The sequence below is a fragment of the Capnocytophaga sp. G2 genome, assembly GCF_035282625.1.
Taxonomy (GTDB): domain Bacteria; phylum Bacteroidota; class Bacteroidia; order Flavobacteriales; family Flavobacteriaceae; genus Capnocytophaga.
In genome coordinates this window covers 13,137-37,619 of the sequence record NZ_JAYKBU010000016.1, presented here as the reverse complement: position 1 = coordinate 37,619, position 24,483 = coordinate 13,137, and the positions used below count along the sequence as shown (strand labels likewise).

28 protein-coding genes and 2 tRNA genes are annotated in these 24,483 nt (G+C 36.4%); 17 read left to right on the top strand and 13 right to left on the bottom strand.

The window, feature by feature from the left end; translation table 11 throughout:
* Window positions 1-69 precede the first annotated feature (69 nt).
* From VJJ03_RS09475 to VJJ03_RS09445, 7 genes are read left to right on the top strand one after another with little or no spacing between them, the layout of a single operon-like run.
* Complete coding sequence (locus tag VJJ03_RS09475; protein WP_009746364.1) at window positions 70-1,512, top strand: RagB/SusD family nutrient uptake outer membrane protein; 1,443 nt, start codon at window positions 70-72, stop codon at window positions 1,510-1,512.
* Window positions 1,513-1,556: 44 nt separating this feature from the next.
* Entirely contained in the window at window positions 1,557-2,639 is a 1,083-nt protein-coding gene (locus VJJ03_RS09470) for a putative zinc-binding metallopeptidase (protein ID WP_323975237.1), read from the top strand.
* Window positions 2,640-2,650: 11 nt separating this feature from the next.
* Entirely contained in the window at window positions 2,651-3,631 is a 981-nt protein-coding gene (locus tag VJJ03_RS09465; protein WP_050784943.1) for a DUF4302 domain-containing protein, read from the top strand.
* Window positions 3,632-3,641: 10 nt separating this feature from the next.
* Complete coding sequence (locus VJJ03_RS09460) at window positions 3,642-4,193, top strand: hypothetical protein (RefSeq protein ID WP_253908274.1); 552 nt, start codon at window positions 3,642-3,644, stop codon at window positions 4,191-4,193.
* A 3-nt stretch (window positions 4,194-4,196) separates the two neighbouring features.
* The gene (locus tag VJJ03_RS09455; RefSeq protein WP_323975235.1) at window positions 4,197-5,318 is read left to right on the top strand and encodes a DUF4856 domain-containing protein; all 1,122 of its coding nucleotides are present in this window, start codon (window positions 4,197-4,199) and stop codon (window positions 5,316-5,318) included.
* Window positions 5,315-6,220, top strand: coding sequence for a hypothetical protein (locus VJJ03_RS09450; protein WP_323975233.1), 906 nt, complete (start codon window positions 5,315-5,317; stop codon window positions 6,218-6,220). Before VJJ03_RS09455 ends, VJJ03_RS09450 begins: the two co-directional genes overlap by 4 nt.
* A gap of 38 nt (window positions 6,221-6,258) precedes the next feature.
* Window positions 6,259-7,845 carry a leucine-rich repeat domain-containing protein gene (locus tag VJJ03_RS09445; protein ID WP_323975231.1) on the top strand — a complete coding sequence of 529 codons (1,587 nt, stop codon included), beginning with the start codon at window positions 6,259-6,261 and terminating at the stop codon, window positions 7,843-7,845.
* A gap of 264 nt (window positions 7,846-8,109) precedes the next feature.
* On the opposite strand, the gene VJJ03_RS09440 is transcribed toward VJJ03_RS09445, so the two are convergent.
* On the bottom strand, window positions 8,110-8,352 hold the full coding sequence (locus VJJ03_RS09440; protein ID WP_323975229.1) for a hypothetical protein: 243 nt from the start codon (window positions 8,350-8,352) through the stop codon (window positions 8,110-8,112).
* A gap of 331 nt (window positions 8,353-8,683) precedes the next feature.
* On the opposite strand from VJJ03_RS09440, the gene VJJ03_RS09435 reads away from it, so the two are divergent.
* The 5 genes from VJJ03_RS09435 to VJJ03_RS09415 all read left to right on the top strand — a co-directional run bounded on the left by VJJ03_RS09435 (window position 8,684) and on the right by VJJ03_RS09415 (window position 12,021).
* Complete coding sequence (locus VJJ03_RS09435; protein ID WP_323975227.1) at window positions 8,684-10,057, top strand: site-specific integrase; 1,374 nt, start codon at window positions 8,684-8,686, stop codon at window positions 10,055-10,057.
* A gap of 16 nt (window positions 10,058-10,073) precedes the next feature.
* The gene (locus VJJ03_RS09430; protein WP_323975225.1) at window positions 10,074-10,532 is read left to right on the top strand and encodes a hypothetical protein; all 459 of its coding nucleotides are present in this window, start codon (window positions 10,074-10,076) and stop codon (window positions 10,530-10,532) included.
* Between the two features lie 40 nt (window positions 10,533-10,572).
* The gene (locus tag VJJ03_RS09425) at window positions 10,573-11,292 is read left to right on the top strand and encodes a hypothetical protein (protein WP_323975223.1); all 720 of its coding nucleotides are present in this window, start codon (window positions 10,573-10,575) and stop codon (window positions 11,290-11,292) included.
* 3 nt (window positions 11,293-11,295) lie between these two features.
* A complete protein-coding gene (locus tag VJJ03_RS09420; RefSeq protein ID WP_323975221.1) occupies window positions 11,296-11,583 on the top strand; it encodes a hypothetical protein in 288 nt (95 codons plus the stop codon).
* A gap of 156 nt (window positions 11,584-11,739) precedes the next feature.
* Window positions 11,740-12,021 carry a helix-turn-helix domain-containing protein gene (locus tag VJJ03_RS09415; protein ID WP_323975219.1) on the top strand — a complete coding sequence of 94 codons (282 nt, stop codon included), beginning with the start codon at window positions 11,740-11,742 and terminating at the stop codon, window positions 12,019-12,021.
* A gap of 344 nt (window positions 12,022-12,365) precedes the next feature.
* On the opposite strand, the gene VJJ03_RS09410 is transcribed toward VJJ03_RS09415, so the two are convergent.
* The gene (locus tag VJJ03_RS09410) at window positions 12,366-12,644 is read right to left on the bottom strand and encodes a helix-turn-helix transcriptional regulator (protein WP_323975217.1); all 279 of its coding nucleotides are present in this window, start codon (window positions 12,642-12,644) and stop codon (window positions 12,366-12,368) included.
* A 254-nt stretch (window positions 12,645-12,898) separates the two neighbouring features.
* Here VJJ03_RS09410 and VJJ03_RS09405 point away from each other — a divergent pair, with 254 nt between their 5' ends.
* The 5 genes from VJJ03_RS09405 to VJJ03_RS09385 all read left to right on the top strand — a co-directional run bounded on the left by VJJ03_RS09405 (window position 12,899) and on the right by VJJ03_RS09385 (window position 16,400).
* On the top strand, window positions 12,899-13,387 hold the full coding sequence (locus VJJ03_RS09405) for a hypothetical protein (protein ID WP_323975215.1): 489 nt from the start codon (window positions 12,899-12,901) through the stop codon (window positions 13,385-13,387).
* A gap of 66 nt (window positions 13,388-13,453) precedes the next feature.
* A complete protein-coding gene (locus tag VJJ03_RS09400; RefSeq protein ID WP_323975213.1) occupies window positions 13,454-14,005 on the top strand; it encodes a hypothetical protein in 552 nt (183 codons plus the stop codon).
* The gene (locus tag VJJ03_RS09395; RefSeq protein WP_323975211.1) at window positions 13,992-14,303 is read left to right on the top strand and encodes a helix-turn-helix domain-containing protein; all 312 of its coding nucleotides are present in this window, start codon (window positions 13,992-13,994) and stop codon (window positions 14,301-14,303) included. The genes VJJ03_RS09400 and VJJ03_RS09395 overlap by 14 nt, the downstream gene beginning before the upstream one ends.
* A 72-nt stretch (window positions 14,304-14,375) precedes the next feature.
* Window positions 14,376-15,938 carry a hypothetical protein gene (locus VJJ03_RS09390; protein WP_323975209.1) on the top strand — a complete coding sequence of 521 codons (1,563 nt, stop codon included), beginning with the start codon at window positions 14,376-14,378 and terminating at the stop codon, window positions 15,936-15,938.
* Window positions 15,939-16,028: 90 nt separating this feature from the next.
* Complete coding sequence (locus VJJ03_RS09385) at window positions 16,029-16,400, top strand: hypothetical protein (RefSeq protein WP_323975207.1); 372 nt, start codon at window positions 16,029-16,031, stop codon at window positions 16,398-16,400.
* A 1,074-nt stretch (window positions 16,401-17,474) separates the two neighbouring features.
* Here VJJ03_RS09385 and VJJ03_RS09380 read toward each other — a convergent pair.
* From VJJ03_RS09380 to VJJ03_RS09330, 11 genes are all read right to left on the bottom strand, one after another.
* A tRNA-Leu gene (locus tag VJJ03_RS09380) sits at window positions 17,475-17,560 on the bottom strand.
* 22 nt (window positions 17,561-17,582) lie between these two features.
* Window positions 17,583-17,655: transfer RNA gene (locus tag VJJ03_RS09375), tRNA-Gly, on the bottom strand.
* A 131-nt stretch (window positions 17,656-17,786) separates the two neighbouring features.
* A complete protein-coding gene (locus VJJ03_RS09370) occupies window positions 17,787-18,974 on the bottom strand; it encodes an ABC transporter permease (protein ID WP_323975205.1) in 1,188 nt (395 codons plus the stop codon).
* A complete protein-coding gene (locus VJJ03_RS09365) occupies window positions 18,961-20,112 on the bottom strand; it encodes an ABC transporter permease (protein WP_323975203.1) in 1,152 nt (383 codons plus the stop codon). The genes VJJ03_RS09370 and VJJ03_RS09365 overlap by 14 nt, the downstream gene beginning before the upstream one ends.
* A gap of 15 nt (window positions 20,113-20,127) precedes the next feature.
* Entirely contained in the window at window positions 20,128-20,739 is a 612-nt protein-coding gene (locus tag VJJ03_RS09360; protein WP_323975201.1) for a DJ-1/PfpI family protein, read from the bottom strand.
* Window positions 20,740-20,808: 69 nt separating this feature from the next.
* Window positions 20,809-21,291: a hypothetical protein gene (locus VJJ03_RS09355; RefSeq protein ID WP_323975199.1), complete on the bottom strand. Its 483-nt coding sequence runs from the start codon at window positions 21,289-21,291 to the stop codon at window positions 20,809-20,811.
* On the bottom strand, window positions 21,288-21,713 hold the full coding sequence (locus VJJ03_RS09350; RefSeq protein WP_323975197.1) for a hypothetical protein: 426 nt from the start codon (window positions 21,711-21,713) through the stop codon (window positions 21,288-21,290). The genes VJJ03_RS09355 and VJJ03_RS09350 overlap by 4 nt, the downstream gene beginning before the upstream one ends.
* 41 nt (window positions 21,714-21,754) lie before the next feature.
* The gene (locus tag VJJ03_RS09345) at window positions 21,755-22,285 is read right to left on the bottom strand and encodes a hypothetical protein (RefSeq protein ID WP_323975195.1); all 531 of its coding nucleotides are present in this window, start codon (window positions 22,283-22,285) and stop codon (window positions 21,755-21,757) included.
* A gap of 69 nt (window positions 22,286-22,354) precedes the next feature.
* Window positions 22,355-22,708: an MmcQ/YjbR family DNA-binding protein gene (locus VJJ03_RS09340; protein WP_323975193.1), complete on the bottom strand. Its 354-nt coding sequence runs from the start codon at window positions 22,706-22,708 to the stop codon at window positions 22,355-22,357.
* 106 nt (window positions 22,709-22,814) lie between these two features.
* Window positions 22,815-23,675, bottom strand: a complete 861-nt coding sequence (locus VJJ03_RS09335; protein WP_323975191.1) for a dehydrogenase — start codon at window positions 23,673-23,675, stop codon at window positions 22,815-22,817.
* A 14-nt stretch (window positions 23,676-23,689) separates the two neighbouring features.
* Window positions 23,690-24,451 (bottom strand): hypothetical protein, encoded by a 762-nt coding sequence (locus tag VJJ03_RS09330; RefSeq protein ID WP_323975189.1) that lies wholly within the window; start codon window positions 24,449-24,451, stop codon window positions 23,690-23,692.
* Window positions 24,452-24,483 lie beyond the last annotated feature (32 nt).

The window sequence follows — 24,483 nt, the reverse complement described above, 5'->3', positions numbered from 1 at the left end:
TAAGAAGTAACAGATAAACTCATTGAAAGTTCATGTTGAGTATGTGAATAACAAGTAACAAAAAATAGAATGAAATATGTGATTAAAATAATAAGTATTATCTTTAGTAGTCTTTGTATAAGTTGCAATTATTTGGACAAAGATCCCGATGCTTCTCTAAATGTACCTCTCAATTCAGAAGAGAAAATAGCAGAACTCCTTACAGGAGCTTATCCTGATGCAAGCTATTTTCCGTTTCTTGAACCACGTACTGATAATGTAGCCCAGCGCGAAAATGGAGTACATACACGCTTGAATGAGGCTATGTATCGTTGGGAAGACGAAGATCAAGAAGATCTCGATACGCCCTTACACTATTGGAACAGCTGCTATAGGGGTATTGCTCAAGCTAATAAAGCCTTAGAACTTTTGGCTAAATATCCTAAGACCAATCGTGTAAAAGCACTATATGCCGAAGCCTTCTTACTCAGAGCTTACTTGCACTTTATGCTTGTAAATATATGGGCAGAGCCTTATAAAGGGGAAGCTTCTAAAAATGATTTAGGAATTCCCTACCTTACTACGCCTGAGAAACATGCTTTAGTGAATTATAACCGAGGCACGGTATATGATGTTTATCAGAAGATAGAAGAAGATCTTAAGTTAGGAATTACTTTGGTGAGTGATAGTTATTATAGCAAACCCAAATTTCATTTTAACAAACGGGCTGCTTATGCCTTTGCCTCACGTTTTTACCTATTTAAAGGAGAATGGCAAACAGTAATAGACTATGCCAACTATGTGCTCACCCAGCCTAAAACACAATTACGCCATTGGAAAGCCTATTATGATGAATATGGATTTAATAATCGTACTCATCTATACCAGCAATATACAAAGACTGAAGAGGAAGCGAACTTGCTTATAGCTACAACACAATCACGTTGGACAAGAGAGCTCCCAACGGTTAAGTACGGACTGACTACAAACCTTATCAATACTAATTTTAGCTATTATGCTCCAGCCACTTCTCCTATACCTATTTATAATGGTATGTATATAGCTAAGTTTGATCAGCTGTCTCTCTTTGGAAGTACAGGAAGCAAGCCTACTGACCTATATGTCTCCAATGTGCTTCTCACCACCGATGAGGTAATGCTCAATCGCATGGAAGCATACGTTATGCTTAAAAACTATAATCAGTTTCTTTTAGAGTATCGAGAATATTACAAGGTCAAATTTGATATTACTAAAAATACTACAGTAGAAGAACTTACTCTTTCTACAGATGATGATTACCAAAACTTTTCACCTTTCTATGGGCTTACTATTCGGCAGTTGGGGGCTATTAAGAATATTGCTCTATTGCGCCAGTGGGAATTTATGCATGAAGGGATGCGTTGGCTGGATATTAGGCGCTTTTATATTCCTGTAAATCGCACTGCAGAACCTCTACAGAAAGAAGACCTGCGCAAGGTAATACAGCTTCCTATAGAAGCTATTAATCGTGGATTACCCGCAAACCCAAGATAGGAGTGATATAATAGACATTTTTACAATATTAATAATAATTCAGTATGAAAAATCTTTTAGAAATAACCGCTATAGCATTTTTGTTCCTTTTGGTAAGTTGTCATAAAGAAAAACTATCTTCACAAAGTGTAGTAGAGTCCGAGACCACTCAGCAAGCTTATACCGAATTAGATAGGTGGATAGAGGATAATATCACTTTGCCTTACGGGATTGCTATTGAATACCGCTGGGATAAAAATGCTGCTCAGAAAGGCACCTATACTTATCCTCCAGAGGTAACTAAAGTAAAACCTGTACTTGAGGCTATTAAATACCTATGGCTCGAACTTTATACCGAAGCTTCACTAGGCGGTAGTAATTTTTGGAAAGGAAAGGCACCTTTAAAAATATATCTTTATGGAGGAAAAAATGTTGATGGCAATGGGCAAGAACTTATTAATAATAACTCAGCAGTAGGGCGTGAGTTTCATCTGTATAATATTAATGACTTCAACCCTCGCGATAAAGACAAAGTATACGTACTGATGCGTAGTGTGCATCATCAGTTTGCTCGTTTGCTTGGAGATGAAATATATCCTTATGACCGTCAAACATTTCTTAGTATCAGTCAGAAAGATTATCGTACTGTTTTTAATAATCAACTATATGGCTTGCCTACTGATGGGATAGCCCTATACGCTCTACGCTATTATCCTAAGAAGCGTGATCTAAATACTTGTACAACTGAGCTGCCTTTTCAGTATTTTCAATCACTCGCTCAGTGTCAGAATGCTCATGCCCAAGCGGGTATTAGTGAGGATTGCTACTTTTGTAACTTTACACAAAATACTCCCAATCATGCAGGTTTCTTTACTTTTCAAGCAATGATCTCCGCTGAAAATGATTTTGCTGAGATGATAAGTATTCCTCTTACTAATCTTAGCTCTCAGATAGATATTGCCAAGAATATAGCCAAGACTCCCACAGGTAATACTGAAAAAGAGATGCAACGTGCTGCCCTATCGTATAATAACTTACTTAAAAAGGAAGCCTTTGTAGCTGAATATTTTAACAAGAAGGTTGGCTTTAGTCTTAAGCGCTTACAGCTTTTAAGCCTTCAGCGCATTAATCGATTTAATGCTCAATAAATATGACTTCTATGATGAAAATAACTACTTTTATAACTTTGTTTGCTTTGCTGATAGCTTGTCAAAAACAAGAAAATGTTTTTGAGTATTCGCCCTCTCAGCGTATGTCTCAGCATCGTACTGAGTTGCAGAATGAACTTACTGAAGCTCCTTATGGTTGGAAAGTACTTTACTTTCCACGTACTGATTCGTTACTCTTTGCCACCCCTACCAAACCCGAGAAACGAAGTGAATCAAAATATGTGGAGAAACTAATTACACAGGGATTTGGTGGGTTTTATTTTTTGATGACTTTCCATAAAAATAATACTGTAGATATTTTAATGGATACCAATACCCAAACTATCCAAGTCGCTAAAACCAGTGAATATGCGCTCACTCAAGAATCACAACTCCAGCTGTCGTTCACTACTTATAATTATATTCATCGTCTGGTAAATAATCGCTTTCGTGCTGCTGCCGATTTTCTGTATGTAGGCAAAGATACCCTACAGAATATTGTCTTCAAGACTGCTTCCTATGCCGAACCTGCTCGTGAATATATAGTTTTTGAAAAACTGAAATCAATTACTGATAAAGAACAATTCTTACAAAAAGCATATAATAATAGACAATTCTTTGAACAGATGAACAATCCACAAATCGTCATTAGGCGTGGTAGTAAGATTTACTACCAAAGTGATGTATACTTAAAAGGTAACAATTTTGGGTTGAACACTCCCTTTTTGGAGGGATTTGTAGCCAATAGATATTATGTGTTCGAATATCGCACTAACCCACAAGAAGATCCTTCAACAGGTAGATACAAAAGTCAGTTTATAGGTTCTGGTTATGTAGGTACTGAAAAAGGACTTACCTTTAGAGCAGGATTACGCTATAATAACTCTCTTATATTTTACGATTTTGTGCGTGAAGGGAATCGTTTTATTGCTCATCATTATGACAAGAAAGGTATTGCCACAGGTTATATTGCCGAAATATTTAATAATTAAAAAATTAGCAATGAATATGATGCGTTTTTTTATCTATTTAATTATAAGTTTATTTCTATTGGCTTGTAATACCAAAGAAGAAGACCCTGCACAGGAGGATTACCGGAAACTCTTTCCCTTTAAAGGGATTGAGAAACCTACCATTAACTATGAAGACCTTGTGCATAAGCAGTGTGATATAGACCATTATACTTATCCTGGTGTGGAAACTACACAGCAGGGACATCAGTATACTCTTACCCTTACTTACCAGTGTAAGAAAGGAAAAGATAATGTTCGTGATCCTCGTTATTATGTGTGTTATGTAAATGCTCAAAAGGAGTTAGTTACCTTACGTGCTACCACTACGGAGCAAACGGTTCGTTTTTCTCTCCCTTCAGGTTATCCTCTCTATCTATCTGTTTATGGTGGAGGGGAAAGAGAATCAAGAGTAAGTGCTCAGTTGAGTGCTGTAGATACACAAGGAATAGTAAGTATTCCTACTTTGCAGTATAATGCTGCTCAGAATACCGATGGTACTGATAATGTAACTCCCTATTGTGAATATATAGTTTTACCTTAGAAAATGAATAAAATGAAATATAATCTCTTATTATATGGACTATTGGGTTTTGCATTCTGGGCTTGCCAAAAAGGAGAAGGCGAGACTGTAGAAACGGCTAATATACTTCGTCCACAGGCTGATATACCCTATACTTTCAGTCGTAACGGTCAGTCAAGTGTGGATGAACACACTGTTACCCTTTTGCGTGAACCTCTGGATATTATAGAACGACGTTTGCTCTCTGGAGCTATCTCTGATTTTACATATACTGAAATTCTTCGCTATTATACTGAAGGTACTTCTTATGTGAAACCTATTGATGAAATAGCATCTTCTTCGTTAGTGCCTACTGATAGGATTAAGGAAGACATTATCAATCTCTTCCTCTCTGCAAAAAATATTCCACTCAGGGAAGCCCATCCAGGAATTTCAGGCGATGCAGGGCGTAGAGTAGGCGATGCAGAACGTGTGTATGTAGATGAAAAAGGAATAGCTCCCGCCCAGGTATTTATGCGTGTCATAGATGGGGCTATATACTTAGATAAAATACTCTTATTGCACTTAGATGAGCGTTATTTCTCTGATACTACTCTGCGCCGTAATCATCAAAATGTAATCTTACCACCAGGTGAAAACTACACTGAGCTAGAACATCATTGGGATTTGGCTTATGGTTACTTTTTACACTTACAATCACTCACTCAGTCCGATGGGGTAGCTGCTTTGGCGGGTGTTGAACGTAAAATACGAAATGCTTTTGTACAAGGACGCATTGAATTGGGACGTTATCGCTATGAAGCACTCTATACCCAAATGCGTATTATCCGTGAAGAACTTTCCAAAGCAATTGCCATTCGTGCTATTAATACACTTACTGGGGTGATTACCCTTACCAATTATACTGAAGCTCCTAAACAAGCCTTTAAATATCTATCACAAGGCTATGGATTTTTATATGCTTTGCAATTCACTCGCAGAGCCGATGGCACTCTTTACTTTACTTATGATGAGGTGAGAGCCCTTCAGAATCAACTCATAGCAGGTATTGGTTTATGGGATGTTACACGCTTATTAGCCCCTACTGTCCAGGAAGGCTCTCTTAAAAATATTACACAACAAATTGCTGAACGCTACCAATTATGATAAAAAAACTTCTTTTCCTTCTTTTTGCTTTAGTGCTCTATGCTTGTGAAGAAAAAGCAGACACTTCTCAGCCCATTAAAATAGGTACTGAGAATACTTCACTTGTTCACTTGACTCTTTATCCTCAGAGCCGACATGATATATTACTCTCAGGAGGTAATCATAAATATACAGTAAATGTAGCTAACTCGCGTTTGGTGGGAGCCTCCATTAGTCAAGATACTCTTAAAATTCAGAGTTTTCAAGAACAAGGTAGTACCTTTATGATAATTCGTTCTCATGACCAAGCAGCACGCTTGAATATTACCGTACAACCTAATGAACTCAATTTTACAGCCAAAGAAGTAACCCTTGCACCTACGGACATCAATAAAACTATTCAATTAGGGGGAGGTGATATAGTGAGTATTACTACTGCTGATCCTGATGATATAATGAAAACTACATGGGATGGTAATAGTGGTATCTTGGAAATAAGAGGTAAAGCCGAAGGCGATGCCACTATCATAGCTTCCTCAGCAGGACTTACCTCTAAAGGGCTTAAAGTAAAAGTACGCTGTATAGATGATAAGCATTTTCTTGATAATTTAGGCGTTAATAAAAATACCAGTAGATACATCACTCAAGCTATTAATCCTACTGTCATTCAAAAGAGCCAAACTACCGGTACACTCTTTTCGGGACAGAATAATATTAATGCTACTAATAATTCATATTATAGAATTCCTCCTATTATAAACCCAGTACAAGGTACTTATATGGATTTACGCATTGAGTATAAGAAAATTAGAGGTTCGGTTACTTATGAAACTCTTAAATTTTATGTGGAGGAAGTACGTACCATTACTCGCCAAGTAGTATTACGTGGTAGGACTCTCAAGATAGTAGTTCCTTATTATTAGATAACAATATTTTATTAATTTTAATTATATTTTTTCGTATGAAGAATATCCGACTTTTGTATGTATGGGCAACTTTTGTAGCCCTCTTGTTCTCAGGTTGTAAAAAAGATGATGACAACAACGAACAAAAACTTAAGAATCTCACTTTGGAGAAAATCGCAGTAACTATGAAGGCAAGCGAAAATATTGCTGTGCGAATTACCGATGGCAATGGAGGTTATACCGTCGCATCTGCCAATAAAACTATTGCCACTGCTGTTATTGAACAAAACAATGTGAAAATCAATGCTATAGCTGAAGGAAAAACTACTCTAACAGTCTCTGATGCTAAAGGAAAAAAAGCTAACATAGCAGTAACAGTGATCAATCTCATTGTCCCTGGTGAATCACTCACTATAGAACAGGGTAGTACGCTGACCAAAGCACTAACTTTTGGCACGAGCTATACAGTTTCTTCTACCAATGAAACTATTGCTGCTGCCTCTATAACAGGAAATACGCTTACCATAACAGGGGTAGGTAAGGGGAAAACTCAAATTATTGTAAAGGATACGCCGACCCAGAAAGCGCAAACTTTTAATATAGAAGTAACTAGTTCTTTTGCTGTAGAAAAGGCAAAACTTACTCTTGTAAATGGACAAGAAGAAGTAAATGCTGTTATAAAAGGAAAGGATAAATACACTCTCTCTGTAAGTCCTGAAGGTATAGTTGCCGCTACAGTTGAAGACCGTATAGTGAATGGTAATCCTGATGGTAAAAATATTCGTGTAAAGGCTCTTAAGGTAGGTGAGGGGCAAGTTACTGTAAAAGATGATGTTAGTGGTCAAATAGCTACTTTTAAAGTAACCATTACTGCAGCTGATCTTACTATTGCTAAGACTGAAGTTGAGATGGCAACAGGAGCTACTGTTGAAGTTCGTATTAATACTGGTAATCCCGGTTATACTGTTAGCTCTTCCCCTACAAACGTAGTTACTGCTGAAGTAAAGGAAAAAACTGAAAAAGTGGCAGGTAAAGATGATACACATCATTATGTAATTATTAAAGGAATAGCTGCTGGTAATGCCACCATCACCCTCAAAGATAGTGAAAATAAAACTATAACTATCCGTGTAGTTGTGAAATCGAAAGATGATATTTTTGAGATAGATAGTAATGGTGTAGTAACCCTTAAGAGTGGTGCTATTGCTAAAGGAGATATAAGAATTCCAGATGCTGGGACAAGTATAGGAGCAGGGGCTTTTTCTGGGAATGCAGAGATTACTTCTATTGATTTCAATAACGTAACTAAAATAGAGAAAAGTGCTTTTCAAGCGTCTAAAAAATTAGTTTCTATTACAGGAAGTAAAATACAGGTAATAGGTCGAATTGCTTTTGCTTTGTCTCCTACTCTTAAAGAAGTTACTCTTCCTGAGACTATAACTACTATAGGTCAAATGGCTTTCATGAACTGTAAAAAATTAGAAAAAATAACTATAAAAGCGACTGTTCCTCCTACAGTACTGGTGAATGCTTTTAAAGGTATCAGTACCAATGCTATACTTTATGTGCCAAAAGGAGCTAAATCATCTTATGAAGGACATGTTGAATGGAAAGAGTTTAAGGAAATAAAAGAAATTGATTAAAAATTTTGGTAAAAAGGAGTTCATATTAATGGTGAACTCCTTCTTATTTGCATAAGAAGAAGCTATACTTCAACTATTTGTGATTAAAAAAAGTGATACTGCCTCTGATCGAAGAAAATTATGAATTTTATAGAGAGAGAAAGAATTATTAATATTATTGAGAATAAATGAAGAAAAAATTCTTAACAGCTTTAGACAGAGTAGCATTTAATAATAAGAGCCCCTTTTCTTAAATCATCTTTTGCTTTAGGTTCTACTTTTATTTTATAGGGAGATTCCATATTCAGAAGCTACTTCATTAATCATAACATCAAAGTCTTCACACTCTTCAAAAGGAGTGTTACATGTTTCTATTTTGTCAAGAAAAGCCATTAATCTTGGCGTCATTTCAATAGGCTGAGGTATGTCTTCTTCTTGAATGATAGGTACATTTAAAGACTTTATAAAATCTTTTATTGAATTTAGTTTATTTACATCAGAGGTAGCAAATGTTACAGCTGTTTCCATAGTCAAATATTTTTAAGAGTTAATATAAAAGCAAAAAAATCACTACTTAAAAAAGTAATGATTTTTAAATTTTTCTCTATTGACAGATAGATTTGTACTCGGAGCGGGACTGTAACTACCTATATTATACACTTTTATGAGTCTTTGTTTTTCAGTGTTAAGTTATTATATTTCAATTTTTTGTAGGAAAAATAGAAGGTTTCAGAAGCGCAATGAAATAGCATAAGATTTAAAGGAATTGCAATTTTTTCGGCTAAATTTCGGCTAACTTTTTGTCGTTTGAATTTATTGTTATATCTTTGCATTACAAAGAGTTATAAGCACCTATGAAATGACTATAAAATACCTAATACAGAGCAAAAAGGACAATTCTCCGATATATATTCGTCTAATCTTAGGAAGAGGCAAAGGTCAGGACTTGAAATGTAGGACGGGGCTTTTTATTGACCCAGCGCAATGGAGTGATAAAAAGAACGAACCAAAGCAAACCAGCCCTGAGAATAAAAATCTTGCGACCGACCTCAAGTCGTTACGTGTGTATATTGAAAATTCACTGAATAATGCCGCAAGGACAGGGGAGGAGATAACCGCCGAATGGTTAAGCACAAAAATAGATTTACATTTTAAACGAATAACAGATACAGAAACAAGGCAAAGTGATTTAATTCTTTCCCTTATTGACCATGTAATAAGCACCGCCCCAGCACGTAGGAACGGAAAGGGTATGTTAGGGCTTTCAGATAGCAGGGTAAAAGCATACCACACCCTAAGAAATATTTTCAAGGAGTACGAAACACACACCCGCAAGCGTTACAAGGCAAAGGATATTAATTTGTCTTTTCAAAAAACATTCTTGGGCTGGTTGTTAGATAAGAGAAAGCACAAAGATAGCTATGCCCTGAAACTTATTGATAATCTCAAGGCGGTATGTAATGAGGCGGCAACATTGGGAATAGAAACAGACCCACAACTACAAAGAATAGGGAAGGAAAGCCCCAAAAAAGAAACCCCTGTATATCTTACCCTTAATGACTTGGATAAGATAAGGGCTTGTCAGCTGGGAAAGCAGTATTTAAACAATGCCCGCAAGTGGTTACTATTAGGGTGCCTGCTGGGACAAAGAGGTGGGGACTTATTGACTATAACAGAAAGTAATTTTGTCAAAGGAATAGACGGCTTGGAATATATCCAAATCGTACAACAAAAAACGGGGAGGGTGGCATGTGTTCCCTTAGTGGGTGCTTTATCGGAGGTGCAAGCAATAAGAGGCGAGGGATTACCAAAAAAGATTTCAGTACAGAAGTTAGACCAGTATATTAAGGAGGTTTGTCGTTTGGCTGGTATAAATGATTTGGTGGAGCATTCTAAAGTTTGTATGATTGATAAGGAGGGAAATATAATAGAGAAAAACGATAAGGGAGAGTATCCAAAGGAGGGTACTAAACGGACTATATATGGCACTTTCCCTAAGTACGAGTTAATAAGTTCGCACACTTGCAGGCGCACCTTTGCGACGAACTTATACGGAAAATTAGAAACCGTCTTTATTATGCAAATGACAGGGCACACAAAGGAAAGTACCTTTTTATCCTATATAGGAAAAACCTCAAACGATTACCTGATACAGACCGCCAACCGATTAAAAGAACTTGAAAGTAACGTCCTTCCAAAAATAGCGCCCTACCAGCAGCAAGGGAATGAATAATTAAAAAACTAACTATATGCAAACAAACAAAGCCCGACAAAAATGGTTATTTGAGTTACTCAAAAAAGAACCAGCATGCACCTACCTAAATGCTTTCCACCAGTATAAACAGAAATACGATTTTTCAGAAACTACTTTTGTCAGTGATTGGAAAAAGGCAAACAAGGAATTAGAAACGTGGCAAAATAAGGTTAATTCTGAAGTACAAAAGCAGGAAATACAAATGGAAGTAGAAGCACGGAAAGGAAATATATTAACAAAAATAGAGGCATTGGCGGTACTTTCTCAAATAGCAAGGGGGGAACCTATCAAAAAGGATAATGAAAAGTATTACCCCTCCTTTAGAGACCAAATAAGCGCTGTTGCCCAGCTGGCAAAAATAGAGGGCTGGGAGGCTCCAACAAAGCAGGAGGTTAAAGGAGATTTTAGTATTTCGGAAGTTAAAATAATATGGGAGGGTACTCCAGAGGAATAAACCGCCCTCACAAGATAAATAAGTAAGTAAAAGTAAGTATATGGAAGTAGAAAAAATCAAAGGCTTGTATTTATCATATAATGATTTTAAAAGCAATTATGATAATGATTTTAAGGAATGGCAAATACGTTTCCCTGATAGTAGAGAAATAGACTATTTGAGATATATAGACAAACAATATAAAGAAACTTTATCTTTTTTTCAAACTCATAGTGAGGGTGATTATATTGTTTTAGAGGAATTTGTCTCTATATATGAGGTGGATAGGTTGGGGAATAGTTTAGATTATATAGCCTCTTTATATGAATATGCAGGAATTTTAAGATTAAGATTGCACAATTTTATTAAAGATGAAAGCAATGAGAATATTTATAAAATATTGAGGACAGAGAGAAGTTTAATTTATGGTTCAAAATTAGATAAGTATAATATAGAACCTAATGTACATGATATATTTTATCATTTCCTTAAAGTGGATGAAAAGGAACAAGTTTATTATGATAGTGATAAGTTTAAAAATTTTGAAATTTCTATAAACAGAATATTTGATTTTATCAGTAAAAAAAATAAAACAATCTACAATAAAACAGAAAGTGTAAGTAATAATATAACAAATAAAATAATTTGGAAAGATAATAAAAATAATTTATTGGAATTATTCAAAACATTAAAAGCAGTAGGAAAGATAGACTACAAAGCAAATAATGATACGGAATTATTAGACCTTTTAAATAAGTATTTTGATATAAAAAACGAATAATATATGGAAAATGATTTTATTTGGAAAGGCTCTCAAAATGAATTGTATGAGCTTTTTAAGTCCTTAAAATTATCCGATACAATAGAAACAATGCCCAATACAGATATAGAACTATTTAATGGCATAAGGGCTGTTGTAGGAATAAAAATCAAAAGACCAGCACAAATGAAACAAAAACATTCTTACAAAGATAGTTCAATAGTTGAAGATTTGAGAAAAAATGCAACATCTAAAGAACTTAAAGAAATGCTGAAAAATTGTAGAAAGGAATTTAAAGACTATATGAAATAGACGTATATTTAGAGGAATAGAAATAGATGTATATTTAGAGGAATAGAAATAGTTTTCTGTTAGGTATATGATAGGGTACATACTCGGTTATGTATCCTATTTTTATTTTGCTTTCGCTCGACCTTTGCACCATAAAACAACAGATACAATTTTTTTATGGACACAATTCAATTTATACAGACCAGCCCCGAGCAGCTGCAAGCGGCTATTATTGAAGGGGTGCGCAAGGAGTTAAACGAACTCAAAAAAGATTTCCAACCAAAAGAACCAACTGTTTACCTTTCAAGGCAGGAAGTCAAACAGATGTTAGGTATAAACCTAACCACTCTAAACAATTGGACAAAGAAAGGCATACTGACTTCTTATGGAATTGGGGGACGTGTGTATTATAAGAGGCACGAGGTAGAAAAAGCAATTATACAACTGCAAACCGCATAAAGCAAATTTAAAAAAGAAAAAGAGGCTTATAAAGCCCCTCTATCTTTTAAAAGTAAGTTGTAAGCATGGCGCAAAGATACGAATTTTTTATTACACCAGCGGGCAAAAGTTTCAACAATATAAATAAAGCTGGTTATTCACTACCTCCAGCGGGCAAACCAATCATTAACATACTAAAAACAGCAAAGGGAGCAAACCTATAATCGTGCGCCCCTGACATTCATTTGCCCTTTTGTAGGGGTTTGGTTGGAGTTTTGGGGTTATCTTATTGGGGTGCAATAATACCACACAAGCGGAGTTAATGTATACATTAATCCCTTTCAAGGGCGGTTAATATTACTGGTTTATTGGATTTTTCCTATATCCAACGTACCAACGTTAATTAAACCGCCTCCCTCGTTTTTGATATATAAGGGTGTTTGCATGGTTTGCTCCTGGTCTTTGGTAGGTTCTATTAAGTCCCTAACATCACAATCAAGCACCGCCGCAATCTTTCGTAGGGTCTCTATTGTAGGATTGCCTCCAATTGTTTTTAAAAAACCAACGTACGAAACGTTCATTTGCTCCGATACCTCTTTCAAGGTAATGTTTTTTTGCTTTGCTACTTCTTTAACTAATAACATATATATATTTTTTTGTGCAAAAGTACATCTTTTATTGTTAATAAGCAAATATATTTAAGGTTAAATATAACCTATAATTATAGTGTATATCAATTGATTATATTTATAATATATATTTTTATATAAAAAGAATATGTTAAAGTTTAGTTTTTGTATTGTTGAATAGTATTTTATTTATATCTTTGCAACGTAAAACAATAATTAAAAGTATAGTTTTAAAACCTACCATCATGGAAACAATAAACAGCAAAGTAATGAGACTTGCACACGCAAATTATAAAGAGTTGGTAATAGACCACGCTGCGAGGGTGGCAAAGTTTGAGGCAAACAAGGCGCAAATGACACCTGAAGAGCAAGCCAGCGAGGCGGCACGATTAGAAAGCAAAGCCCCTACCTTCAGAGGGTGTTTAAAAAGTGCTTGGTTTATATGCTTGTTAGATTATGAGACTAAAAAACAGCAAGCAGCAAAGGCAAAAGAGGCAAAGGCAAAAGCAGCAGCACAAGCAGCCTTGAAGGGCCAAACAGACATTACCAACGATCCCGCCCGCATTGAAAAGATAGCCCGCAATATCAATGCCTTTAATACGAACTACGATTATATAGACGCTTATAACGGCAGTTGGGCTTTTTTTAATGAATTGAAGGGCAAAATAACAAAGATACTCTATAAACTAAACCAGCAAAGCAAAGCAGCCGTTAAGGCTTTATGCCAGCCACAACAAGCCTTATATTTTGGCTTGTAACCTAATAGGGGGAATTCCCCCTATTTAAAAAGTAACTGAATTAATAATTATATAAAATTAAATGTTATGTATATCCAACGAATTGACCCCTTAAACAGTAAGGACAAAGAGAAAGCACTAAATGACCCAAAAGTTACCTACCTAATTAAGGGCGGTAGTGATTTTGCCTTTCACTCTAACAGCAACCTACCTATTACCTTGCAAATAATTGAGAGCATTGAGGTAATACACCGTTTTAATCTGTTTTTGCAAAAGATAGACAAAGACCCTTTACCAACGGCGCCGCTGTATAAGGTTTTGACTTGTGCCATTGAAGGAGTAGACTTAACCTACAAGGATAAAATAAACCTATTAGATTTGTTCACAACTTGTTGGGAGTGGTACGATAAATTTTACACCATACACGACGATTTAGCATTAGTGCCTTATTACGAGGTAATATACTTTGCTTGTGGCTTGTTAGGTTGCAGTGAGTATGAAAACGAAAAAATAATTAGCAAGTATGAAAGTCATTTAACAGACCTTATTTATTCGTTAGGAACTGGAGGCATGCTAAATTTTGAATTTTTGGACAAAATAGAAGAGATTATAAACCAACCAACCAATGAAACAGAATAACAAACGGACAAAGCACAAAGCGCCTTATACACAAGTAGCAAGCTGGGCGGAGGTGCTTAAACAAGGACTTTTAAGCCAGCAAGAAGGCAAAGTAATAACCTACCTTCTACAGACCAACGGAGGGCGCACCTCAAGGCAAATAGCTACTTACACAAAGATAGAACGCACCTCAATCACACGGACTTTGCGCAATCTGTTAGATAAAGCAGCAATTTACATTATTAAAATTGATGTTTGCCCTGATACTGGCAAAAAGGTACAATTCTATGATGTAAGCTATAGAGATAGGTTGTTTTAACCTTGCACGGACAAAATCAAAAAAAAGGCGGTTTGCCACCACGAACCGCCTTAAACTTCTAACTAAAAAAATATGATTGACTATTTCAAAGCATTAATAAACGTAACAAATAACAAGCGCTTGCAAGAATTAGCAGACGAGGGCATTTTTTCAACTGTTATACATAAAACAGATCCAGACACTGGAGAGCCTCAAAAAGAAGATGTTTATTTGTATGAAAATATTCATTTAAAAAACACGAGTAAAGGCATTTTAATTCAAGGCAGCTTACACAAGTACAGAAGTATAATAAAAGGTATTGCTACAGCAAAACAAATCAAAAAACAGAACGGATTTAATGGGGATTTGTTTACCTTGAAAGATATAAACGAAACCTTACAAACACTTTGCGAGGTGATTGGCTTTGCCCCCTCCCTTGCAGTCTTGCAAAATATTGAAATCGGAGTTAATTGTGAAGTATCATTTGACCCGCAAGAGTTTTTAAAGGGTATGCTATTTCATAAAGGTAACCACAATTTTAAAATAGACCACGATGGAGGGTATATACAATTTGATTATAATCAATATTATATAAAGATATATGATAAATCAAATCATTACGGATTACCCTCCTATATACTAAGAACTGAAATAAAGATAATGAAAATGCAAAAACTCCACAACGCAGGAGTGAACCTCGTAACGCTGGAGGATATAAATGAATTTACACTATTGCAAGCCTTTGAATTGCTTTACAATGAATTTGAGGCAATAACCTACTATGATTATACTTTGCGATTAGAGGAATTAACCAGCAAGCAGCAGGACAAAGCAAAAGACTATCAAAATAAGGAATATTGGAAAAAACTAAGTAAGAATAAAGATAGAAAGATAAAACAGCGAAATAGAGAGGAACTCGATTTAATGATACAAGAATTTTCCAGCAACCTAAAAGGGCAAATACAGCGGCAAATGATTGAGGCTAAAAATAAAATATTAGACACCTCCGAGAATGAAAATATGTTACAAAGTAACCACCCCTTAAATGGAGGGCAAAAGGGTACCACGATTTTACCAGCAAATCACGAATTAACAGATTTTAAGGTACAGAATTACCAAAGATTTCCAGCCTCTGAAATGTTAAAAAATGTACCAACCGACCACGAGGCAAAAAATAGCAAAATGTCACAAAATTACACTTATAATATAGGGGCAAATTGTGACATTCCTCCCTTTTTAGATTTACTTTTTCCAACTGTTAAAACCGACCCTTCTACCTCTACCAAATCGACCCCTTCGACCCCTCGACCACGTACACGAAAAAAACCGACTTCAGAGGTTATGAATGAGCCTCGCAATGAAGGTCGATTTTGTCCGATTACAGGAGTAAGTTTAGAACTTGAGAATCCAGAGACGAAGTACATAACGACAAAGACATTAAAGCACCTAAAAGAGACCGACCCCTCCCGTTATGTTTTGATTTGCTCAATGAATTTGCCACACACTGGCAAGCGTGCAAAGTACGAAACAGACATAGACGCACATATAGCAAAGCAAATCAGGAATTATTACAGATACCGCCACAATGTCAAGGGCAAAGAGTGGGCAAAGCAATTAACCTTTGACTTTGATACCCCTTCGGCGGTTAATGAGTAAGCAGCACGATAAAACAAAACAGACAAACAGACCTACTAATTTTAAAAACCTACAAAAATGACAAATACAAACACCACAGCGGGCAAATCGTTGAAAAACCAGCCCAGCGAATCAGAAACAGAAAAAGACATTACCAGCTTGAACGAACTAAAAATGCCACTGGCTGATTACCTCTCATTTGGTTACCAGCTTAATGAGGTGCAATGCTTGGAGTTGCGCAATGAATGGAATGAATTAGACAGTCGTGAGGTAGAATTGACTGTAGTATACACGCACAAGGATGGAGTTTATAAGGGTTATAGTCTTTGTCTTGCGTTGTACGACCCTGAAACAAAGCAAACTCAGCTATTTTATCCAAGTGCATTTGAAACAGACGAATTTATAAAGAACCTCCAGCGCATGCAAGCAGTGGTTAATAAGCTAAACCGATTAAAGCCCACACAGGAACAGGATAAATTTTAATCTTTTTCTTTTAGATGTATGATTTAATCACGAAGATAAAAGATAATCAAAAAAGAATCTTTATTTTAATCTACCAATTTTTTTGAGATTTTGCACCCTCGTACATTTGCGGGGGTGTTTTTTTTCTTATTTAAGGTCGTGGAGGTTTCCAAAATTTTTTGGAGGGGTGTTTTTTTGACTCCAAAATTTTTTGGAGTGGTAATACGTAGAATTTACGCATTTACCAGCAAAATAATTTAAACACGGGATTTCACGTATTTAAAGCAAAAAAAGCATTTGGTTTTTTAGTTACCCAGAATTCTGGGTATTTAAAACTTTTTGAATTTCAAGGACAAAAACAGGTCATAACCTTTACAAAATGAACACTCTCTAAGAGGCAAAAATGCCTTTTGAAGGTTGGAACGCTGAATTATAATCAAGATTATGTTTTGCCCCCCGAAATTGGCGAGCAAAAAGGAAGAGGAGGGTATAATAAGGTAGAATATGTTATCACCCTTGACATGGCAAAAGTGGTATTTTCTCACAAATCAATAAATACAAGTCCTTGCGAGGTGGCAAGATAGAAAATTTACACCTTTTAACCACCCCTCCCAGTGGCAAAAATGCAACCTTTATTGTGCCTTATATGCTGGTGGTGTGTACCAGGACGGTTTATATTAGTTTATATACTTTCAGTAGTCAATATAATCAATATAATCAATATACATTTAATATTTTTTAATATAGTTGCAAGGTGTGGTAAATATGAAGTAAATCGGGGTAAATTAGAAGGCAAAATATACAGTAAAGAAACATAAGGCTTAAGTTTGAGGGTTGGGAAGAAAGGCGGGTATATTTTGATTTTTGTCGCCTTTATAAAAAAAGCCTCCAGCGTATAAGTTGCTTTTTTTATTCCTTGTGTTTGACTTCAGAAGGAGAAATAAAAAAATAGTAACTTGAAATTTACGCTTTAGTTGTTGATAAATTTCTTTCCTCTGAAAAACACTTTTTTGAAATTTTCGGCTAGATTTCGGCTAAATCACTACTTAAAAAAGAAAAACCCCTTGAAAAGCAAGGGGTTATAAACAAGGGTTGTACTCGGAGCGGGACTTGAACCCGCACAGGCATTGCTGCCCACTGGATTTTAAGTCCAGCGTGTCTACCGATTCCACCATCCGAGCCTCTTATGATATACATAAAAAGAGCGAAAAACGGGATTCGAACCCGCGACCTCAACCTTGGCAAGGTTGCGCTCTACCAACTGAGCTATTTTCGCATTTCATCTTTTCCTTAAGACGGTGCAAAGATACAACCTTTTTTGAAACTGACAAAGAAAAAGATGATTTTTTCATGAAAAGGATAATTGTGTTTGTATATTGTTTATAATAAATATGCTACAAGGCAATTCTACTTATTAAAGATCCTTTTCATTGTAAGTCCCGCTAATACTAAATATACCAAACACAGTGCCCACATTCCCAGCCAATATGGCATAATGGTAGTGATATGAGCTCCCATCTGAGTAATAGATATAAAACCCTTGCTCCCTAAAGTAGTAGGTACAATATACGAAAAAACACTCAGCCATTCGGGCATCGCTACGGTAGGCCACGAAAAGCCAGTAAGCATTACCGCAGGCAAAGAGGTATACATAATGAGCATAATGGCGTCTTCACGACGGCGCAAAAAGTTCAGCAAGCAAAGCCCCATAAATACAATCGACAGGATAAATGGTATCATAAAAACCATAGTGCTTAGTATCGTGCTACGTACAGGAATGCCAAACAAAGGCATTATAATTCCTAAAATAATGAGTAATATCACCATTGAAAAAGCTAAATAAGTAGTAGCTTTTCCCATCACAATAGGCAAAGCTCCCCAAAAACTATCGGAGTTAGGATATATTTTTTTTAGTTTGTTGCCTTCTCGCATCGTTCCTCCTAACATACCTACGGCAGTGAGTATGGTAGTTTGAAAGATAATCACAAGCACTATGGGAATAAGGAAAGTAGCATAACCCAAAGAGGGATTGTATAAGCTCACTACTTGGGCACTCACAGGCATTGCTTCATCGTGCGCTTGGGTAGGGAGTTTGCCTTGTGCCGAAGTGTGCTTCACCTCAACCCCTGCATTCAGGTAAGTAGCCGACACTTTGGTGGCGGTGAGTACTTGCTTGTAATAGAGCATATAAGAAGCATCGGCATAGACCGATATAGTGGGTTGTTCCCCGCGTTGTAGGTCACGTGCAAAACCGTTGGGAATGGCTACTATCCCCCGTATTTTCTCCTGCTGAAAGGCTTTTTCAGCTTCGTTGAGGTTGAGGTAACTGCTGTAAATAGCGGTCTGACTCGTGGCATCAATCATACGTAACAACTGACGGCTTTGGGCAGTATTATCCTCATCTACTACTCCAATAGGAAGCTCTTGCAAAGTCTCTTCGGAATAGAGATAAGTATAGATAAACGACACCGCAATCGCTACAATTACAAACGAAAAGAACACCGCCTTGTCGCGAAATATATATTTGGCTTCCCAAAGCATCGCACGAGTGAAATCGGCTGAACTTTGATATATGTAACTTCTAAACTGTTTCATAACCTCCTGATTTTATCTTTTTCACAAACATAGGATAAGCCACTATAAGCAACAGTCCAAAGAGCAATAATGCCAGAAGCGGTTGCCACGTCATCTCTACAGGAATACCCTTAATGGCGCGATTTACATAGTATTTCATAAAATGAGCATACGGAAAGATTTGCGCTAAATACTGCAAACTCTTAGGTAACCCTTCCATAGGAAAAGTATAAGCTGCAAATGAGAAGGCTATCGCTGTAAAACCACTACCTACTGTCAGAGCCGTACGGAAATCGGGGGCAAAGGATACGATAGCAATCCCTATAATCTGATAGATAACAACCAAGGCAAAGGTAATGAGTACCACATTGAACATCGGAATGTGCAGGGGTGTGCCTATAAGCCCAAAGAGTAGGTAATTCATCCACCACGCTACAAAAAGGAGCACTAATGTATAAGGGAAGAGTTTCCCCACAAGGGCTTTCAGCGGACTGCCACCTGCTTGTTTGAGCCACTGTTTCCCTCGATGGTAGCGGAATTCTACTCCTAATACATACACCGTAACCATCATTACAATCATTTGGAGCATCATTGGCAAGAGTGCTGTGAGCAGGTAATAGGCATAGTTAGAATAAGGATTGTATAGACCATGGTCGTCTACCTTTACGGGTTGAGCTTCGGCGCGTACTTTCTCGGTTTGTTGCCCTTTTTGCATTTTCTTCTTCATCACCAAGCCTGCTGAGAACATCCCTACGGTAGTTTGGAAATCCTTTTGGATAAGACTTGCCCCCAGCATAAACTGACTATTGGTATAGCAAATCACCGATTGGTTTTCGCCCTTGAAGAGTTTTTGTTGGAAGTCTTGAGGAATGACGATAAAGCCCATGATCTGCTGTTGCTGGATAAGGCGTTGGGCTTCTTGCTCATCGCTTAGCTTGGTAGTAAGAGCTATGTTAGGTGTGGCGTCAAGCATACGCAAAAGGTTCTCGGACAGCTGACTTTGGTCGTAATTGATATATGCCATAGGCAGGTCGCGGGGTACCCCTTTGTAGAAAATAGCCGCAAAGAACCCAAAGATGATCAAGGGAAACACCAAAACGTAAAACAGCCGTTTGGGTGATAGGAAAAGGTTCTTGCATTCGGTTTTAAAATATTTCATAGTATAATTAGCAAATTAGTTCATTTGTATTGCTTTGAGAAAGCCTTTGGTGTGTAGGGTATAGAAAAATTGTATATTCTCTTCGGGGACATCGCCTAAAGCACGCAGTACACTTACCGCAAAATGCAATGCACTATCCCCCTTGGCGGTTACTACCTTGTGATCAGTTACGGCTTCATTGGCGGTAAGTACAAAATTTTCGCCATTGGTATAAAGTGCGGCATCTTTTATCTCATCAAAAGTATTAACGGTATGTTTCACATCATTCAGCAAACCATTCACAGCACAAAAGCGTGCGCTATCACAAATAGCTCCTAATACTTTGCCATTAGATTTTACCTTCTCAGCAAGGGTTACCAGCTGAGAGGTTTGCTCCTTAGAAAGATTATGCCACGAACCTTCTGCCCCAATAAATATGAGAGCCGAAATATCTTCGGGAATTTCGCAGATACTAAGGTCGGGTAAGGCTTTGAGATTGCCGATAGAGGTTTTCACTTCTTTATCGATTGAAGCATACAAAACAGTGTATTGCTCTGTACCTAATTGTTTTTCGTCAAGGGCAGCAGAAAGATAAGCCAGTTCCCAATTAGCAAACTTGTCTAAAATGATGAATACTATTTTTTTCATACGATGTTATATGAGTTTTAAAAAGTCACCAACTTGGTGGCTTTTTGTAAGTTGTTGATTATAATTTAATTATATTTCTTCAGCGTCTTCTAAGTTTTCTATTAGGATAGGTTTTTCTTCTTCAAAGTGAAAAGAAACTCCATAAGGCTCGCAAAAGCTGAAACCACCTTCAGCAAAATGCAATATCCATTCTTTGTTGTCATAAAATAGGAACTGCGGATTTTCAAAAGGAACTTCCTGCAAGGGAACACTTAGCAATTGTTTTTCTTCTTCCGAAAGATGAAAGCCATCTGAGCATATCAGTAGTTGTTCTTGAAAATAAGAAAGAGCTTTGGCAACCAACTTATCTGCGCTGACAAGGATTTGTTCAATAAAAGCAATAGTATCAGGTGTGATGGTCTCTCTTTTGCTAAACACAGAAAAAGGCAACTGTAAAGTTTCTTTATAGAAATCACTTTCCCACTGGAATGAAGCCTCCCAAAAATACTCGTCTCCCACTTTTTGTGAGAAAGCAAGAGTGCCAAACTTGGTGTTATAACTTGATGTGTTCATTGCTTTAACCAATTAATTTCTTCTTTACTAAGGAGAAAATATTTATATACAAAGTTTTCGCAGGCTTCTTGTTCGCTATCAAAAGACTGTTCATCACAAAAGCAACGAGTATCGGCAAGGCATACCACCCATTGGTTTTCTCGTTGCAGAAAGCAAGTGTTATCCACAGCTACATTTCCTTGCTCAAAAGTATTTGTTTTAAAATAGCACTGAGCAGGGTTATAGTTCAAGGCTTCTAAAGCTTGTAACAACTCTTTGAACGTGGCAATAGGGAGCTGTTCTTTTATCCGAGTTAAAAGTTGTTGTCTTTTCTTCCTTTCTTGTTTGTTTTTTATCAAAAACCAAATGAGTATAAATACCCAAACCAAAACAGCTATTAATAGAGGGGCAAGTATATTGTAATTCACAAGAGCATTCCACATAGGCTTTTAGGTTTATTCAAATATAATGAACAAAATTGAGGCTATTCTGAGGGTGATTTTGTTATTGTCTTCTTGTTTTTAACGAGTGTCGTAATTCCTAATACAAAAAATAATACCCAAGAAAGTACCACAAAGATACATTTCATAAGAGAAAAATAGGGTGCTAAGGTCTCTATCCATAAGTTTTCAGGATAGTGTGTGAGCATTGTAATGGTACTAAAATTTTCTGAATAATCAGAAATACCTCCTATTATTGGAAAATATGATAAGAAAAGGAGCTTTCTTTGGTTGAGTTTTTCTAAAAAGAAACGTATCAGTTGATAGTAGGTAATAGCAAACAGACCGGGATATATCATATCCACAGGAATTTGTCGGTATAAATAGAAATGGCGACCTTCTTCACCTAAACGACTAAAAAGCTCTTGAATGTAAGTGGCATCATAAAACAGAGGTACATCTAAAATATCCATTCCTCCAGCCATTGCTTTAAGAGCTGGTACGGTTACCAACATCAAATAGGCATATACTGAAGTAGTAATGATAAAAAGTATCCAAAGTTTTTTCTTTTTCATTTCTAATTAATTTTTATTGTTTTTCTAAATTATCACGGATATTCCCAATCCTAAGAAAGATTACGGAGTTTACACCCCTAACGCTTCTCTTTCCTTCTTTGGTACTTTGGCAAGTACTTGGTTGTAAGAGTGCTGTACCATTTCTTTGATAAGGACTTCGGGAAGACTCTCTAAAAGGATGGTATTCCAATGTTTTTTATTCAGGTGATAGCCTGCTACAATCTTATCGGGGTACTGCTCACGGAGCTCTACCGCACGCTCAGGTTTGCACTTAAAGCTAGCACGCAAGGGGATTGTATCCAAACTTGTAAGCACAAATATACGATTACAAATCCGAAATACCAAAATATCTTCACCAAAAGGCATATCTTCAGTAACGTGAGGCAAAGTTAAGCAATATTCTCTAAGTTCTTCTAAGTTCATTTTGTTTAGGTAAAAGGTAAGAGGAGACTCGTTCCTCATTATCAATTGTGTACACGTGTGTGCAAAATCTTTAAAATCAGTATTTTTTGTTGTTGATTTACTTTTTTTATATATCGACACACACTACTAATACATCTTTTTCTTTATTACGTGCAATGGTATAAAAATAATCTTTATACCAAAGCATTTGTTGCTCGTAATCAATAGTGTATTTGCTAATGTCTAATGAATAAATTATCTCTCCAGTTAAGGCATTCATAAGTATTGGCTTTTGTTTTTTATCACTTATAATGATACGTTCTCCATTTCGTACAAAGTGTACGGTTTGTCCTGTATTATAACTAAATACCGTCTGTCCGTTATTCAGAGAAACCCCATAAAAATAGCCTCCTTTACCTGCAGTACCAAAATATAAGATATCGTTATACTCCTCTACTTGAGTGTAAAGATAAGCAGAGAGTTTGTATTTCCAAAGTGTTTTTTGGTTCTGTTTATCTCGGCAGCTCATCATAAAGGGAGATTGCATAAAAACTTCTTTATCTCCAAAAGAATAGACTTTCGTATCATTGAAAATTCGCTTTTGAGGAATACAGCAGAAAGGCTGTTCTATTACTTCATTTTCAGTAATTTCAAATACCTTATTGGTTACAAAAATGTTGCCGAGTTTATAGTATTCGATGAGTATAAAAAGTCGTTCACCTTCCCCATAATAGTAAGCATCACTTCTATAACAAGGTTCACCTTCCTCAAAGAAGAAAGAAAGTCGTTTTTGTGATGTAAAATCTTCTGAAAAGATATCTACAAGAATATAACGATCTACATACACTCCGTTTTTCACCATCTTTTTAGAAACATCAGCTGAGGCAAATTGCAATACAGCTATTTTCTCCTGAAAAGGGACGATATCTATCACCCTATAATGGCGAAAAGGGTTATTAAAAGTGTTTAAGGTATGGTAGTTTGTCATATATTACTCAAAAACTAAACGATTCTCAATAAAATGGTTTCTTTAGGTAGTGGGTTATACTTATTTAGTAACGTTTCTTCCTCTCCTTCGTGTAGCAAGGTAAGAAATGTATAACAACCTCCAGATGTAAGTTTTCTAGTATATTCTTTAATCTCTCTTTTGTAAATTTCCTCTAATACCTCCGCTTGTTCTTCCGTTAAATAGGGACGATGAGTACGAAGTGTCTGACGTAGATTTTCATAGAAATCCCCATAACAAATAAAACTTATGTCGTGAAAATGCGCTACCAACCATTTTATTAATTGGTAAAAGATAAAGTTCTGCAAATTGCTTGAAAGGATATCTACCTCTCCATCTTCTCTAATAAATACTATACTTGGTTCTTGCGTTGGTTTTTCTTTGTCATAACAAAAACAATAAACCATATAGTCATCCACTACAGCCCTTGCAAAGGGAGCGAAGAAGAACTTTTGGTTCTGAGGATATTGTGTTAAATGCTGATTTAAAAACTCAAATTCTTTTGCGAGTTGTGAGGGTTTAAGCACCTGAAACCAATCTACATACAAAAACAAAGGCGGGTTCTCTTTCAGTTTAGGATACTCCTGTTCCAACCACTCTTTATTAGGCAATCTATCACCATTTTTGTATTCCATAGGACAATAAGAATGATATGGATATTTTGCGCCCACATCCAGCATACCATCCTCATAAAGCTGGTGATATAGCTTGGGGTACTGAAAGCTATAGGTTTGTTCTATTTCTTGTAATGGGTTCATCTTGGATGTTTTTTATGCAACAAAAGTGCTTG